Annotated in this window: 13 protein-coding genes; 3 read left to right on the forward strand and 10 right to left on the reverse strand. The window is 73.8% G+C overall.

The window, feature by feature from the left end:
* Nucleotides 1–21 precede the first annotated feature (21 nt).
* Nucleotides 22–1,002, reverse strand: a complete 981-nt coding sequence (locus ACWIX3_RS16205) for an NAD(P)-dependent oxidoreductase (protein ID WP_448608369.1) — start codon at nt 1,000–1,002, stop codon at nt 22–24.
* Nucleotides 1,003–1,094: 92 nt separating this feature from the next.
* On the opposite strand from ACWIX3_RS16205, the gene ACWIX3_RS16210 reads away from it, so the two are divergent.
* On the forward strand, nt 1,095–2,054 hold the full coding sequence (locus ACWIX3_RS16210; RefSeq protein ID WP_448608370.1) for a cupin domain-containing protein: 960 nt from the start codon (nt 1,095–1,097) through the stop codon (nt 2,052–2,054).
* 325 nt (nt 2,055–2,379) lie between these two features.
* Here ACWIX3_RS16210 and ACWIX3_RS16215 read toward each other — a convergent pair whose 3' ends face one another.
* The 7 genes from ACWIX3_RS16215 to ACWIX3_RS16245 form a co-directional block, all read right to left on the reverse strand.
* Nucleotides 2,380–3,564 (reverse strand): alpha/beta hydrolase family protein, encoded by a 1,185-nt coding sequence (locus tag ACWIX3_RS16215; RefSeq protein WP_448608371.1) that lies wholly within the window; start codon nt 3,562–3,564, stop codon nt 2,380–2,382.
* A gap of 22 nt (nt 3,565–3,586) precedes the next feature.
* Nucleotides 3,587–4,066 carry an SDR family NAD(P)-dependent oxidoreductase gene (locus tag ACWIX3_RS16220; protein WP_448608372.1) on the reverse strand — a complete coding sequence of 160 codons (480 nt, stop codon included), beginning with the start codon at nt 4,064–4,066 and terminating at the stop codon, nt 3,587–3,589.
* Nucleotides 4,063–4,815 (reverse strand): SDR family NAD(P)-dependent oxidoreductase, encoded by a 753-nt coding sequence (locus ACWIX3_RS16225; protein ID WP_448608373.1) that lies wholly within the window; start codon nt 4,813–4,815, stop codon nt 4,063–4,065. The genes ACWIX3_RS16220 and ACWIX3_RS16225 overlap by 4 nt, the downstream gene beginning before the upstream one ends.
* A complete protein-coding gene (locus ACWIX3_RS16230) occupies nt 4,812–5,780 on the reverse strand; it encodes a fumarylacetoacetate hydrolase family protein (RefSeq protein ID WP_448608374.1) in 969 nt (322 codons plus the stop codon). The genes ACWIX3_RS16225 and ACWIX3_RS16230 overlap by 4 nt, the downstream gene beginning before the upstream one ends.
* Nucleotides 5,780–6,718 carry a VOC family protein gene (locus ACWIX3_RS16235; protein WP_448608375.1) on the reverse strand — a complete coding sequence of 313 codons (939 nt, stop codon included), beginning with the start codon at nt 6,716–6,718 and terminating at the stop codon, nt 5,780–5,782. Before ACWIX3_RS16235 ends, ACWIX3_RS16230 begins: the two co-directional genes overlap by 1 nt.
* Before the next feature lie 86 nt (nt 6,719–6,804).
* Entirely contained in the window at nt 6,805–7,935 is a 1,131-nt protein-coding gene (locus tag ACWIX3_RS16240; protein WP_448608376.1) for an FAD-dependent oxidoreductase, read from the reverse strand.
* An 11-nt stretch (nt 7,936–7,946) separates the two neighbouring features.
* Nucleotides 7,947–8,924 carry a cyclase family protein gene (locus ACWIX3_RS16245; RefSeq protein ID WP_448608377.1) on the reverse strand — a complete coding sequence of 326 codons (978 nt, stop codon included), beginning with the start codon at nt 8,922–8,924 and terminating at the stop codon, nt 7,947–7,949.
* A 49-nt stretch (nt 8,925–8,973) separates the two neighbouring features.
* On the opposite strand from ACWIX3_RS16245, the gene ACWIX3_RS16250 reads away from it, so the two are divergent.
* Together ACWIX3_RS16250 and ACWIX3_RS16255 are read left to right on the forward strand one after the other, a co-directional pair.
* The gene (locus tag ACWIX3_RS16250; RefSeq protein WP_448608378.1) at nt 8,974–9,942 is read left to right on the forward strand and encodes a LysR family transcriptional regulator; all 969 of its coding nucleotides are present in this window, start codon (nt 8,974–8,976) and stop codon (nt 9,940–9,942) included.
* Nucleotides 9,943–10,053: 111 nt separating this feature from the next.
* On the forward strand, nt 10,054–11,313 hold the full coding sequence (locus ACWIX3_RS16255) for an MFS transporter (RefSeq protein ID WP_448608379.1): 1,260 nt from the start codon (nt 10,054–10,056) through the stop codon (nt 11,311–11,313).
* Nucleotides 11,314–11,439: 126 nt separating this feature from the next.
* Here the strand turns inward: ACWIX3_RS16255 and ACWIX3_RS16260 are convergent, their stop codons facing one another.
* Entirely contained in the window at nt 11,440–12,528 is a 1,089-nt protein-coding gene (locus ACWIX3_RS16260; protein WP_448612480.1) for a LacI family DNA-binding transcriptional regulator, read from the reverse strand.
* Nucleotides 12,525–13,439, reverse strand: a complete 915-nt coding sequence (locus ACWIX3_RS16265) for a sugar phosphate isomerase/epimerase family protein (protein ID WP_448608380.1) — start codon at nt 13,437–13,439, stop codon at nt 12,525–12,527. The genes ACWIX3_RS16260 and ACWIX3_RS16265 overlap by 4 nt, the downstream gene beginning before the upstream one ends.
* Nucleotides 13,440–13,445 lie beyond the last annotated feature (6 nt).

Genomic DNA, 13,445 nt, shown 5'->3' on the forward strand with positions numbered 1-13,445 from the left:
CTGTTCAGTGGGGAGCCGCCCTCATCGGGGGAGCGGCCGGCGGAGGTGGTCGACCAGGCGGGAGAAGCCGTCCGTGCCGTGGCCGGACGCGACGGCCCGGCGGGCGAGGTCGCGCATGAGGACGGCCAGGCTGCTGTCGGTGCCGCTCGCCTCGGCGGCTTCGACGATGTGGTCCAGCGCGGCCGCCTCCATCGCCAGCTGGTCCTCGTCGCCGGGGTGGGTGCCCGCGTCGACGTCGCGGGCCAGCCCGGCGAGGGTGTCGGGCAGGATGGCGACGACCCGCTGGGCGTAGGGGAGGAAGTCGCCAGCCGGCACCCCGCCGGCCGACGCCATCGCGGCGGCGTGCAGGAACGACGTCATGCCGGCGAAGAAGACCTCCAGCATGGCCACGTCGAACAACGACGCCAGGCCGGGGTCCTCACCGAGGTGGTCCGGTGTCCCGAGCAGGGCCAGCCGTGCCCGTGCGGCCCGGAAGACCGCGGTCGGGCCGCTGTAGAGGATGAGTGCGTCGGGGGTGCCGATCAGCGGTGTGGGCACCATGATCGCGCCGTTGAGGTAGGTGATGCCGCGCTCGGCGGCCCAGTCGGCGGTCCGTCGGGCCTCGACCGGGGTGGCCGAGGACAGGTGGACCACGGTCCGTCCGCGCAGGTCGTCGGGGTCCAGGTCGCCGAACGCCTCGCGGAACGCGGCGTGGTCGCGCAGGCAGGCGACGACCAGCGAGCCGGCGGTGACGGCGGTCGCCAGGGTGTCCGCGACGGTCGCCCCGTCGTCGGCCAGCGGGCGGGCCCGGGACGCGGAGCGGTTCCACACGGTGGTGGGGGCACCGGCCGTGAGCAGGGCCCGGGCCAGTGCGGTGCCCATGGGGCCCAGACCGACGACGGTCATCGGCTCGGGCACCCGGGAGGAGCTGTCCTCCGGAGTGGGGACGTCGGTCGCCGTCCGCGCGGCCGTGTCGCCCGCTCGAGCGCGACGTCCGTGGGTGGTGGGGTCCGCGGTGGTCATGCACCGAGTCAACGGCCGCACCGTGAGCGCCGACATGGTTCAGGATCTCGATCCCATGTCCCGCCGTCCACGACAGGTCTAGCGTTCGCGCCATGGACGCGCTCGCGAGCCTGCTCGACGAGGTGCGGTCGAGCGGAGCGCTGTTCGGCCGCGACATCGTCACACCGCCCTGGGCGGTGCGCTTCGCCCACGACAGTCCGCTGACCCTGGTCGCCATGCTGCGTGGCTCGGGCTGGATCGTCCCGGACGACGCCGATCCCGTCCCCATCGGGGAGGCCGAGGTGGCGGTCGTCGTCGGCCGGCGGCCGTTCACCGTCGCCGACGACCGCGACACCTCGGCCACGCCGCTGTACGTGCTGCACTCCGGCGACCGCTGCACCACCGCCGACGGCACGGACGTCGGCGACCAGCTCACACTGGGCCTGCGCACCTGCGGCGAGAGCCTGGACGGTCCGACCGCGATGCTCACCGGCACCTACCCGGTGCGCGGTCGGGCATCGGCCCGCCTCGTCGACGCACTACCGCGGGTCCTCGTGGTCCCGAGCAGCGGGCGGCTGCGCCCCATGCTCGAGCTCACCGTGACCGAGATTGAGCGGAACGACCCCGGCCAGCAAGCCGTCCTCGACCGGCTGCTGGACCTGCTGCTGCTGTCCACGCTGCGCGAGTGGTTCGCGCGCCCCGACGTCGAGCCGCCGGCCTGGTACCGCGCGCTGGGCGATCCCGTCGTGGGCCCGGCGCTGCGCCTGCTGCACGCCGAGCCGGCCCGGCCGTGGACGGTGGCCGAGCTCGCCGAGCGGGCCGGCGTCTCCCGGGCCACCTTCGCCCGCAGGTTCACCGAGCTGGTCGGCGAGCCGCCGATGGCCTACCTGACCGGCTGGCGGCTGTGCCAGGCCGCCGACCTGCTCGAGCGCACCGACGCCACCGTGGAGGCCGTGGCCCGGCGGGTCGGCTACGAGAGCGGCTTCGGGCTCAGCGTCGCCTTCAAGCGGGTGTACGGCACCCGGCCCAGCCACCACCGGGCGTCCGCACGAGCGAGGGTGGCCTCGCGGTGATCCTCGTCGAGTGCTGGCCGCGAGCAGCAGCGTCCGCCTGCGTCCGCGGCGGGCCGCCGGTGGTCCCCGTCGGAGAGGGGGCCGACCGGCTGCTCCAGGAACTCCGGCCGCCGGCGGAGCACGGGTGTGTCGCAGGCCGCGTCCGGTCGGTCGACGACGTGCTGCTGGTCCATCCACGTGACCTGCCACGCGTGCCCGTGCGGGTCGGCGAAGCTGCTGGTGTAGGTGGCGCCGTCCTCCCGGGCCGGCAGCCACGGCCGGCGCCCGGCCGCGGAGGCCCTGGCCACGCCGAGGTCGCGCACGGGGAGCTCGACGAAGAGCGTGCTCACGACGACCGGCCCCCCAGCTCGGCGAAGGTGTCGGCCACCCAGTCGGCGATGAACGTGCTGACGTAGGGCAGGTGGTCGAGGCCGATGTGCTCGGTCGCGCCCTCGTCCGGCGTGAACACCCGCAGCTCCCGCTTCGGCGAGTTGACCGCCTGGTCGTAGGAGCGGTGCGCGTACTCCAGCGGGATCTGCCGGTCGTTGGCGCCGTGCGCGATGAGGAAGGGCACGGTGATGTTCTCGACGACGCCGTCGAGGTGGACGCCGTCGGCGAAGCCGAGGAACGCGTCGAGGTCGTTCTCGTCGCCGTCGTGGCCCCACACCCACAGGACGTGCTCCCAGTAGTGCGGCACCGGCCGCTCGCCCTCGCGCTCCTTGCGGCGGCGCTGCACGGCACCCCAGTCGTGGTTGGCCCCCCAGGCCACGACGAGGGCGAACCGCTTCTCGAACGCCGCGGCGCGTGGGGCGTAGTAGCCGCCCAGGGACCAGCCCGCGATCCCGATCCGGTGCCGGTCGACGTCCTGCCGCGTCTCCAGCCAGTCGACGGCCGCGCCGGCCCACACCTCGGTGTCGATGCGGGCCGGCAGACCCTGCAGCCGCAGGGCCTCGCCGGTGCCGGGCTGGTCGAGCATCAGGCAGGAGATCCCGCGGGCGGCCAGCTCCTCCCAGTGGGCCGAGGCGTACTGGTGCTCCTTCGTCGAGTCCAGGCCGTTGACCAGCACGACCACCGGCACCGGACCGTCGTCGGCGGCCGGTGCAGCGCTGAAGTAGGCGGGCAGCGTGGTGCCCTCGTAGGGGATCTCGACCCGCTGCACGCGCGGGCTGTGCAGGTCGAACGCCTTCTGGGTCAGCTCGAGCAGCCGCCGGTAGGTGGGGATCCGGTTCGGGTCGGAGTGGGCCAGCATCCGCTCGGCCTGGGCCAGGTAGTTGCCGGCGCGGAAGTACAGCTGCCCGGCGGTGCGGGTGTGGCCCGCCTTCTCCGCGCCCTCGGCCTGCCCGACGAGCTGGTCGGTCAGCGCGGTCCAGGCGCGCAGGAAGTCCGGTGTGCCGGCGTCCTCGCCGCCGGCTGCGGCCTCCTTGATCGGCCGGCAGGCGCGGTCGACCTCGTCGATGAGGCCACCGGAGTTCAGCGTGGCGACGACGGCCAGGTTGTAGGTGTAGGGGCCGGTGGGGAAGTACTCGAACACGGGGGTTCCTCTCGCTGGGTTCTCAGCAGGCGTCGGGCAGGACGGCGGACCAGCCGCCGTCGGCCACGAGGTCGGCGCCGGTGACGCAGGAGGCCTCGTCGGAGGCGAGGAGGAGCGCGCAGCGGACGCGGCGCCCTCCGTGGCCGGCGATGTCGAGCCCGTTGCGCAGGGCGAAGGACCGGTCGGCGTGGCCGGTCCGGTCGACGGGGGAGAAGCGGGTGCCGGCGTCGCCGTGGACGACGTCGATGCCGCCGTGGGCCTCGGCCGCGGCCTCGACCCGGGGCCGGACGCCGTCCTCGTCGGCCAGGTCGAGCGGGTGGGTGCTGTCCATGACGCCGCCGGCAGCGCGCACCAGCTCCACGGTCCCTGCCGTGCCGTCGGCCTGCAGGTCGATGCCCACCGCGGTCGCGCCTTCCGCGGCGGACAGCAGCGCCGCCGTCCGGCCCTGACCGCCGGCTGTGCCGGTGATGAGCGCGACCTCGCCCGCCAGCGGCCCGCTCACGCCGGGCTCCGCAGCGCGTCGCTGATCGACTTGACGCCGCCGTGGGCGGTCATGCCGCCGTCGACGGGGATCTCGGCGCCGGAGATGAACGAGGCCTCGTCGCTCAGCAGGAAGAGGACGAGCGGCGCGACCTCGTCGACGCTGCCGGTCCGGCCGAGCGGGGTCTCGGCGACGTTGGCGTCCCGGAAGGCCGGGGCCGCCGACGCGGTCATCGGGGTCTCGATGTAGCCGGGGTGCACGGTGTTGACCCGGATGCCGCGGGGACCGAGCTCCAGGCTGGCCGCCCTGGCCAGCCCCCGCAGCGCCCACTTCGACGCGGTGTAGGCGATCGGGTAGTGCCCGGTCAGCGCGGCGACCGAGCCCACCACGACGATCGCCGCGCCGGAGGGCATCAGCGGGGTGAGCGCCTGGATGCCGAGCAGCGTCCCGGTGACGTTGACCTCCGAGACGCGCGCCAGGTCGGCCGGGTCGAGCTCGGCCAGCCGGGCCCGCCAGGTGATCCCGGCGTTGGCGACCAGCCCGTCGACCCGCCCGAACCGGGCGCGCAGGTCGCCGGCCAGCGCCGTCCAGCCGCCGGCATCGGTGACGTCGAGCTGCCGGTACTCCGCACCGCCGACGTCCTCGGCCGGTTCGGGCTCCAGGTCGCAGGCGACGACCGTCGCTCCCTCCGCGGCCAGCAGCCGCGCCTCCGCGGCACCCTGCCCCTGGCCGGCGCCGGTGACGACGACGACCTTGCCGCTGACCCTCACGACGCCCGTTCCCGGGACCGCGGCCGCGGCCGGGCCGGCCGAACGGGCGGCAGGTCGAGTCCGGGGACGACCCGGTTGCGGATGGTGCCGATGCCCTCGACGGTCATCTCCACGACGTCGCCGGGCTGCAGCGGTGGCGGGGTCTGCTCGCCGCGGCGTCCCCACAGCTCGGCCAGGCAACCGCCGTTGCCGCAGGTGCCCGAGCCCAGCACGTCACCGGCGCGCACCTCGGTTCCCCGGGAGGCGTAGCTGATGAGCTCCTCGAACGGCCAGCCCATGTTCGACAGCAGGTCTCGGCCGACCTCGGTGCCGTTGACCGACACCCGCACGTCCAGCGCCAGGAAGCCGTCGCCGTCCCGGTAGCGCTCGAGCTCGTCGGCGGTGACCAGCCAGGGGCCGAGCGTGGTGGCCGAGTCCTTGCCCTTGGCTGGCCCGAGGCCGACCTTCATCTCCCGGGCCTGCAGGTCACGGGCGGACCAGTCGTTGAGCACCGTGTAGCCGAAGACGTGCTCGCGCGCGGCCTCCGGGGTGAGCGAGGCGCCGTCCCGGCCGACGACGACGGCGACCTCCAGCTCGAAGTCGAACCGCTGCGACCCCGGCGGGACCGGGACGTCGTCGTGCGCGCCGACGAGCGCGTACGGGTTGGTGAAGTAGAACGTGGGCGCCTCGTACCACTCGGGCACGACGCCGGCCTGACCGTCGATCGCCTTGCGGACACCCTCCACGTGCTCCTCGAAGGCGACGAAGTCGCGCACCGTCGGGGCCTGCAGCGGCGGCAGCAGCCGCACGGACCCGAACGGGACGGCGGGCCCGGCGAGGGCCGCCGTCCCGGCCTCGAGCGCGGCGGGCAGCCCCGCCCGGACCAGGTCCAGCACGGTCGTCCCGTCGGGGAGGGCGTGCAGGCCGGCGGCGCTGACCACGCCGGCCTGCACGCGGCCCTCCGCCTCCCAGGTGGCGAACCGCATCAGACCGGAGGGGCCACGAACAGGCCCTTGTCCGGGTCGTTGAACGACTTCTTCGCGACGAACTCGTTCATCGCGTTCGCCGTCCCCCACTGGTCGGTGACCTCGGGGTTCGAGAAGTCGTACAGGTGCGGGTGCCAGGTGTCCTCGTCGACCTCCTCCAGCTCGGTCGTGTACTCCATCGTGTTGCCATTGGGGTCCAGGAAGTAGCTGAAGGTGTTGTTGCCGGCCATGTGCCGGCCCGGGCCCCAGATCTTCTCCACGCCGGCACGCAGCAGCCGGCCGGTGCCGCGCATGTACTCGTCGATGCCGCGCAGCTCGAAGCTGGCGTGGTGCAGCGAGGGGTGCGGGCACCGGGCGATCGCCATCGAGTGGTGCCAGCGGTTGACCCGCATGAACCACATCATCTCGCCCATGCGCGGGTGCATCAGGGTGTCGGACAGGGCGAAGGAGAGGTGCCTCTCGTAGAACGCACGGGTGCCCTCGGGGTCGGCGGAGTTGATGACGACGTGCGACAGGCGAACGGGGATCGACTCGCCCTCCTCGATCGCCCGGTGCTGCCGGACCGCGACGTCGGAGCTGATCTCCACGGTGCGGCCCTCGTTGTCGAAGAACCGGAAGCCGTAGCCGCCGCCGGGGGTCTGCAGGTCGCCCGGCTCGCTGACCAGCTGCACGCCGTCGGCCGCCAGCTGCCCGGCCAGGGTGTCGACGTCGGCGGCGTCCTCCGCGCCGAAGGAGATCAGGTCGATCCGCTTGTCGGCGGACTCGCGCAGCCGGACGACGTACTGCTCCGGGCTGCCCTCGGCGGCGAGGAAGGTGATGCCGGTGTCGCTGTGCTCGGCCTTCAGGCCCCAGGTGTTGGTGTAGAAGTCGAGCTGCTTGCCGTAGTCGGGCACGGCCAGGTCGACGTGCCGCAGGTGGGTGATCAGTCGCTGGGTCACGGGATCTCCTCGATGTGTGCTTCGGGCGGCCTCGTCCCGGGGCCCCGCCGCGAGCGTGCGAGCGGTGGGGAGGACGAGGTCCTCTTTCAGGCGGGCTGGGCGACGAGGACGGCGACGCTGCGCATGAGGCCCGGCACGTCGCCCTGCTCGTGGTCGAGCAGCCACTGGCCGAGCTGGTTGGAGGCGTCGACCACGGTCGTGGCGCGCTCCAGCCGGCGGGCGTGGAAGGCGTCCCACACGTCCTGGTCGAGCGCGTCGCGGGTGAGCAGCAGGTCGGTCAGGACGGCGGCGTCCTCCAGGGCCTGCGCGCCGCCCTGGGCGATGGTGGGCGGGCAGGTGTGGGAGGCGTCGCCGATGAGCACGACCCGGCCGCGGTTCCACGGTGCGGGCAGCAGGTGGGTCTCGAACCACGTGTAGTTGACCCGGGCCGGATCGGTGAGGCTCTCCCGGATCTCGTCCCACGGCCCGTGGTAGGCCTGCGAGAGCTGCCGCATGGTCGCCAACCGCTCCTCGGGCGTCATCGCCGAGCGGTCCTGCGCCTCCTCCACGATGTAGGCGTAGAGGGAGTCCTCCCCGGTGGGGCAGTAGCCGGCGATGTAGCACGGACCGCCGTAGTACAGGTCGGTGCGGGTCACGCTCTCCGGACGCGGGCCGAACGCACGCCAGATGCCCATCCCGGTCGGCCGGGTCTCCAGCTCGATCCCGACGGCCCGCCGGACGGCGGACCGGACGCCGTCGGCGCCCACCACCAGGTCGTAGCGGCCGGTCGAGCCGTCGGTGAACGGGACGTCGACGCCCGCGCCGTCCTGGTGCAGGTCGGTGAACGTCACGCCGTACCGCAGCCGGACGCCCACCTCGGCGGCGCGGTCGTGCAGGATCCGGGCGAGCTCCGGCCGGGACATGCCCATGACCGCGGGATACCCCGGGCCACCTGACCTGGCGTCGGGGACCTCGAACAGCACCGTGCCGTCGGCGTCGGGCGCCCGGATGCCGGTGACGTCGAAGGGGTAGCCGCGCTCGCGCACCCGGTCCCACACCCCGAGCCGGTCGAGCTCGCGCAGCGCGTTGCCCTGCAGGGTGATGCCGGAGCCGAGGGCGGTGACCTCCGGCTTGACCTCGACGAGGTCGACGGCGACGCCGGCCTCGGCCAGGCGGATGGCGGTGGCGGTCCCGGCCAGGCCGCTGCCGACCACCAGGACCTCGTCCACTGCGGACATCTGGAGCTCCTTCACTTGACGGCGATCGGGTTGACCGGGGCGCCGACGGCGCCGGTCACGGGCAGGGGGGCGGCGGTGAGGAGGAAGTGCCACACGCCGTCGGCGGCGCAGTCGGCCGCGAGCGCGTCGAGGTCCCACATCTCGCCGATGAACAGGCCGATGTGCGGGATGGCGACCTGGTGCAGCGGCTGGAAGGCGACGTCGAACTCGTTGGGGCGGACCTCGAAGCCCCACGTGTCGGTGGCGACGCCGGCGATCTCGGCGCCGTGCAGCCAGTCGGCGGTGGTGAACGACAGGCCGGGGGAGTCGCCGCCGGCGTAGTCGCCCCAGCCCTCCCGCCGCGCCCGGGCGAGCCGGCCGGTGCGGACGAGCAGCAGGTCGCCGCGGCCGACCCGGGCGCTCTCGCCCTGGGCGGCGATGGTCGCCTCGAGGTGGTCGGCGGTGATGGCGAAGCCGTCGGGCAGCTCGCCGTCGGTGCCGAGCGCCCGGCCGACGTCGAGCAGCACGCCGCGGCCGGTGATCAGGGAGGCGACCGTCTCGATGCCGGTCACGCGGTCGCCCTCGCTGGTGACGACGTCCCCTGCGCGGCGGCCGTTGTACGCCGTGCCGTGGTCGAAGATGTGGCCGAGGCCGTCCCACTGGGTGGAGGCCTGCAGCGGCATGAAGACGACGTCGTCGGCGCCGCCGAGGCCGTGCGGGAAGCCCTGGCCGCGCTCGGCGTCCAGGCCGGTGTCGAGCATGGTGTGCACCGGGTTGGTGCGCCGCCGCCAGCCCCTCTGCGGCCCGTCGGCGTCGAAGGACTGGGCCAGCGAGAAGCTGGCGCCCCGGCGCACCAGCCGCGCGCCCTCGACCCGCTTGGCCTCGTCGAGGAAGTTCAGCGTGCCGAGCACGTCCTCGTCGCCCCACCGGCCCCGGTTGGAGCAGCGCGCGGCCGCGGCCGCGATGGCGCCGTCGGGGTCGGTGCGGTCCAGCTGTGGCGTGTCGGTCACGTGCCCAACGGTCTACGGACGCGTGTCACCCGGGAAGACGAGATGTGTGATGCGGGTCATCAGCGAGACGGATACTCACGTGGTGAACCTGGCGAGCCTGGACCTCAACCTGCTGGTCTCCCTGGATGCGCTGCTCGAGCAGCGCAGCGTCACGCGGGCCGCGCAGCAGATGGGGCTCTCCCAGCCGGCGCTGTCGGCGTCGCTGGCCCGGCTGCGCCGGCACTTCGGGGACGAGCTGCTGACCCGGGTCGGCAACGAGTACCGGCTCACCCCGCTGGCCGCGCAGCTCAAGGACCTGGTCCGCCTCGCGTTGTCCGGCGTCGAGCGGGTGTTCACCGCCCAGACCGAGTTCGACCCCGCGTCGTCGACCCGCGAGTTCTCCATCCTGGTCAGCGACTACGTCGTCGTCGTCCTCGGTGACACGATCGCCGCCCTGCTGGCGGAGGAGGCGCCACACACCCGGCTGCGCCTCACGCCACACACGCCGGCCATGGTCGAGCGCGCCGATCAGGTACTCCTCGGAACCGACCTCCTGCTGCTGCCGCACGGGTTCGTCAGCGACCTCTCGCACCGCGACCTCTACCGCGACGAGTGGGTCTGCGTCGTCTCGGCCGACAACCCGGTGGTCGACGAGGGGCTGACCGTCCAGCACCTCGAGACGCTGCCGTGGGTGGCCACCTACCACGGTCAGACGGCGTCGACGCCGGCCGCGCGCCAGATGCGCATGCTGGGCATCGAGCCCCGGGTCCAGGTCGTCAACGAGGACTTCCTGACCGTGCCGGCCCTCGTCGCCGGCAGCGACCGGATCGCCCTGCTGCAGCGCAGGCTGGTCAGCCTGCTGCCCCTCGACATGGCATCCGCGCGTTGCCGTGTCCCTTCGAGGCGGGGCCGCTGGTGGAGGCGATGTGGTGGCACCCCGCCTACGACGACGACCCCGAGCACCGGTACCTGCGAGACGTCGTGTCGCGGGCTGCCGAGCAGGCGATCGGACCCGGCGCCCGGTCCGGTATCGACCTGACTGATACCCCACCCCGGGAGAAGTGATTTCCGCTCGCTCCGCGCCGTCCTGACACTTCTCCGCCAGTGATGCCGATCACCGCGGTCGGCACCCCGAGAACCGGAGAGCCCCGTGTCGCAACCGCTCGCGAGCTCCACCCCCGCCGTCGAGGAGCCCCTCGCCGGCGGGGTGGCCGTCGACCCGTCCACCGGCCGCCCCGCCGGTCGGATGCAGGCGTTCGTCCTGCTGGTGTCCAGTTGTCTGTCGGTGTTGGGTGCCGTCCTGCTCGCGCCGGTGCTGCCCCGCATCCAGGACGCCTTCGCCGGCACGCCCGGGGTCGAGGCGCTCACCCCGGTCGTGCTCACCGCGCCGGCGCTGGTGATCGGGCTGACGGCGATGGTCGCCGGCCGGATCGTGGACGAGGTCGGCCGCAAGCGGCTGCTGGTCGGCGCGCTGGTCGTGTACGCCGTCGTCGGGACGGCGCCGCTGTGGTTGCCGTCCCTGCAGCTCGTCGTCGCCAGCCGCGTGCTCCTCGGGCTCACCGAGGCGGCCATCATGACCTGCTGCACCACCCTGCTGGCCGACTACTTCCACGGCTCCCAGCGGGAGCGCTACTTCGGCCTGCAGGTCGTGTGCACCACCGTCTCGGCCACCGTCTTCTTCGCCGTCGGTGGCGCGCTGGGCGCGCAGGACTGGCGGACGCCGTTCTGGCTCTACGTCGTCAGCCTGCCGCTGGCCCTCCTCGCCGCGAAGCACATCTGGCAGCCCGCCCCTCGGGCCCGGGCGCACCCGCGCGCCACGAAGCTGCCCCCGCTGCCGTGGCGTCGGCTGGCCGCACCCGTCGGTGTCACCCTCCTCGGAGGGCTGGTCTTCTACGTCCTCATCGTCGAGCTGTCCTTCAAGCTCGACGCGATCGGCGTGACCGGCACGGGCACCATCGGTGCGGTCAGCGCGATCGGTTCCCTCGGCACGGCCGTCGGCGCGTTCCTCTTCGGCCGGCTGGCCCGGCTCGGCCCGGCGGTCACGGTGCCGCTGGCGTTCGGGCTCTCCGGCGTCGGCCTCCTCGGGCTGGCTCTCGCCCCGGCGGTGCCGGTGGTCGTCGTCTTCGCCGTCGTCACCGGGCTCGGGAACGGGCTGCTGCTCCCGGCGATGCTGACCTGGGCGCTGGGCTCGCTGACGTTCGAGCAGCGCGGCCGTGGCACCGGGGTCTGGACCTCGGCGCTGTTCATCGGCCAGTTCGTCTGCCCGCTCGTCGTGCTCGCGATCAGCGGCGCGCTCAGCGGTCTGACCTCGGCCCTGCTCGTGATCGGCGCGGTCAGCGTGGCCGCGGCAGTGGCGGTGCGGTCCCTGCGGCCGGCGCAGGCCGGCGATCCGGTCCTCGCGGCGCACTGATCCGCCGGCGGACGGCCTCGTCGCGGTCGCGGCGGGGCCGTCCGCGGACGGGTGAGCTGCGCGGGTGGTCCCGGTGCCCGGTCGTGGGCCGTCCCGGAAGTCGGCGCACCTGCGGCGGCGCCACCCTCAGCGCCGTCCGCCGCCCTGCGCCGCGGCGTCCCGGCGGACCATGCTGGACTCGCGGACCACCAGCTCCGGTGCGAAGACCGGCTGCTCGTGGCGGTGGCCCTCCCGTCCCTCGTCCAGCAGCAGCTCTGCCGCCCGCCGGCCGAGTTCCTGGCGCGGCTTGCGCACCGAGCTCAGCGGGACGGCGGCCGCGGCGGCGAACTCGATGTCGTCGTAGCCGACGATCGCGAACTCGTCCGGCACCCGCACGCCGTGCCGCACCATCCCCTGCAGCAGGCCCAGGGCGAGCAGGTCGTTGGCGCAGATGGCCGCCGTCGGCCGCCGGGCCGCCGGGATGCCGACCACTCGCCCGGCGGCCTCGCGCCCGCCCGCGACGGTGAGCTCGGCCGGGGAGAGGACGGTGAGCTCGGCGCCCGGCGTCTCCTGCAGCGCCCGCTCCACGCCGGCGTGGCGCTCCTGCACCTGGGGCAGGTCGGAGTGCCCACCGACGAACGCGATCCGGCGGTGGCCCCGCTCGAGCAGGTGCTCGGCGGCCAGCCGTCCACCCAGGACGTCGTCGACGGCGACGGCGCACTGGTCCGGTCCGGGCGCGCGCCGGTCGAGCAGCACCACCGGGACGCCGCGGGCACGCAGCGTCTCCAGGTCAGGGGTCAGCTCCGCGGTCGGCGTGATGAGCACGCCCTGGACCTGCTGCTCGGCCAGCACGGCGAGGTGGGCGGACTCCTTCTCCGGACGGTCGTCGGAGTTGCACAGGATGACCGCCAGACCGGCCGCGTTGACGACGTCCTCCACCCCGCGGGCGACGTCGGTGAAGAACGGGTTGGCGATGTCGAGGACGACGAGGCCGACGGTGCGGCTGGAGCCGGCCCGCAGCTGCCGTGCCGACTCGTTGCGCACGAACCCGAGCTCGGAGATCGCCTGCTGCACCTTCCGGCGGGTGGCGTCGCTGACCAGGTCGGGCCGGTTGAGCACGTTGCTCACCGTGCCGACCGAGACCCCCGCCCGTCCGGCGACGTCGCGGATGCTGGCGCGCAGGGCTCCTCCTCGGCGGTCGCGGTCACGGGTGGGAACGGCTTCGCATCGTCTCAGTCACCACGTCCGGCCGGCCCCGCGACACCGGCGGCCGGTGCCCGCTCGGCGGCCGCCCGGAGCCCGGCCTTGGTGAAGGCGAGCGCGTCGCGGGCGAGGGTGGCGTTGTCGGTCCACAGGTTGCGCCAGATGGCGAGGTCGTTCGACAGGGTCCGGTGCACGACCTCCGAGGAGAACGACTCGAACGTCACGATGCCGTCGTAGCCGACCTCGGTGAGCGCGCCGAAGAACTCGCCCCAGGGGATCGATCCGGTGCCCAGGGCGCCGCGGTGGGACTCACCCACGTGCACGTAACCGAGCCGCCCGGCCGCCGCGGCCGCACGCACCGCCTCGGCGAAGGAGTGTTCCTCGATGTTCATGTGGTACGTGTCCAGGTGCGCCATCACGTTCGGCCGGTCCACCGCGGCGATGAAGTCCAGGGTCTCCTGGGTCGTGTTGACGATGTTGGTCTCGTACCGGTTGCAGAACTCGAGGGCGAGGGTGATCCCCGAGGCCGCCGCCTCGTCGGCCAGCCAGGCGATCGTCTCCTGCGAGTTGGCCCGGCCGCGTTCGGTGGCCGGGCCGGCGTACTTGCCGAGTTTCGAGTACAGGACGCCGCACAGCACGTCGCCGCCGCTGTCGCGCAGCACGTTCAGCGCCTGGGCAAGCCGCGCCCGGCCGCGGGCGACCACCTCGGGGTCCTCACTGGACACGTCGGTGTCCTCGCTGAGCCCCAGCGAAGCGCTCACCCGCATGCCGTGCTCCTCCAGCAGGCGCGCGGTCATGGCCGGGTCGAACGCCGTCGGGTCGATCGGGGCGATCTCGATCAGGTCGTAGCCGGCCTCGCGAGAGGAGGCGATGGCGTGACGCGCCTCCTCGGCGGTCCAGCCTCCCGTCCACACCAGCGCGTGGATTCCGTGGGTGATGGCCATGGGGAT

This window comes from Geodermatophilus sp. URMC 60 (assembly GCF_053502585.1).

What these genes read in the sequence shown, in the direction of transcription:
- ACWIX3_RS16265 (WP_448608380.1), bottom strand. Translation starts at nt 13,439, where the DNA reads ATGGCCATCACCCACGGAATCCACGCGCTGGTGTGGACGGGAGGCTGG.
- ACWIX3_RS16230 (WP_448608374.1), bottom strand. Translation starts at nt 5,780, where the DNA reads ATGCGGTTCGCCACCTGGGAGGCGGAGGGCCGCGTGCAGGCCGGCGTG.
- ACWIX3_RS16240 (WP_448608376.1), bottom strand. Translation starts at nt 7,935, where the DNA reads ATGTCCGCAGTGGACGAGGTCCTGGTGGTCGGCAGCGGCCTGGCCGGG.
- ACWIX3_RS16205 (WP_448608369.1), bottom strand. Translation starts at nt 1,002, where the DNA reads ATGACCACCGCGGACCCCACCACCCACGGACGTCGCGCTCGAGCGGGC.
- ACWIX3_RS16250 (WP_448608378.1), top strand. Translation starts at nt 8,974, where the DNA reads ATGCGGGTCATCAGCGAGACGGATACTCACGTGGTGAACCTGGCGAGC.
- ACWIX3_RS16210 (WP_448608370.1), top strand. Translation starts at nt 1,095, where the DNA reads ATGGACGCGCTCGCGAGCCTGCTCGACGAGGTGCGGTCGAGCGGAGCG.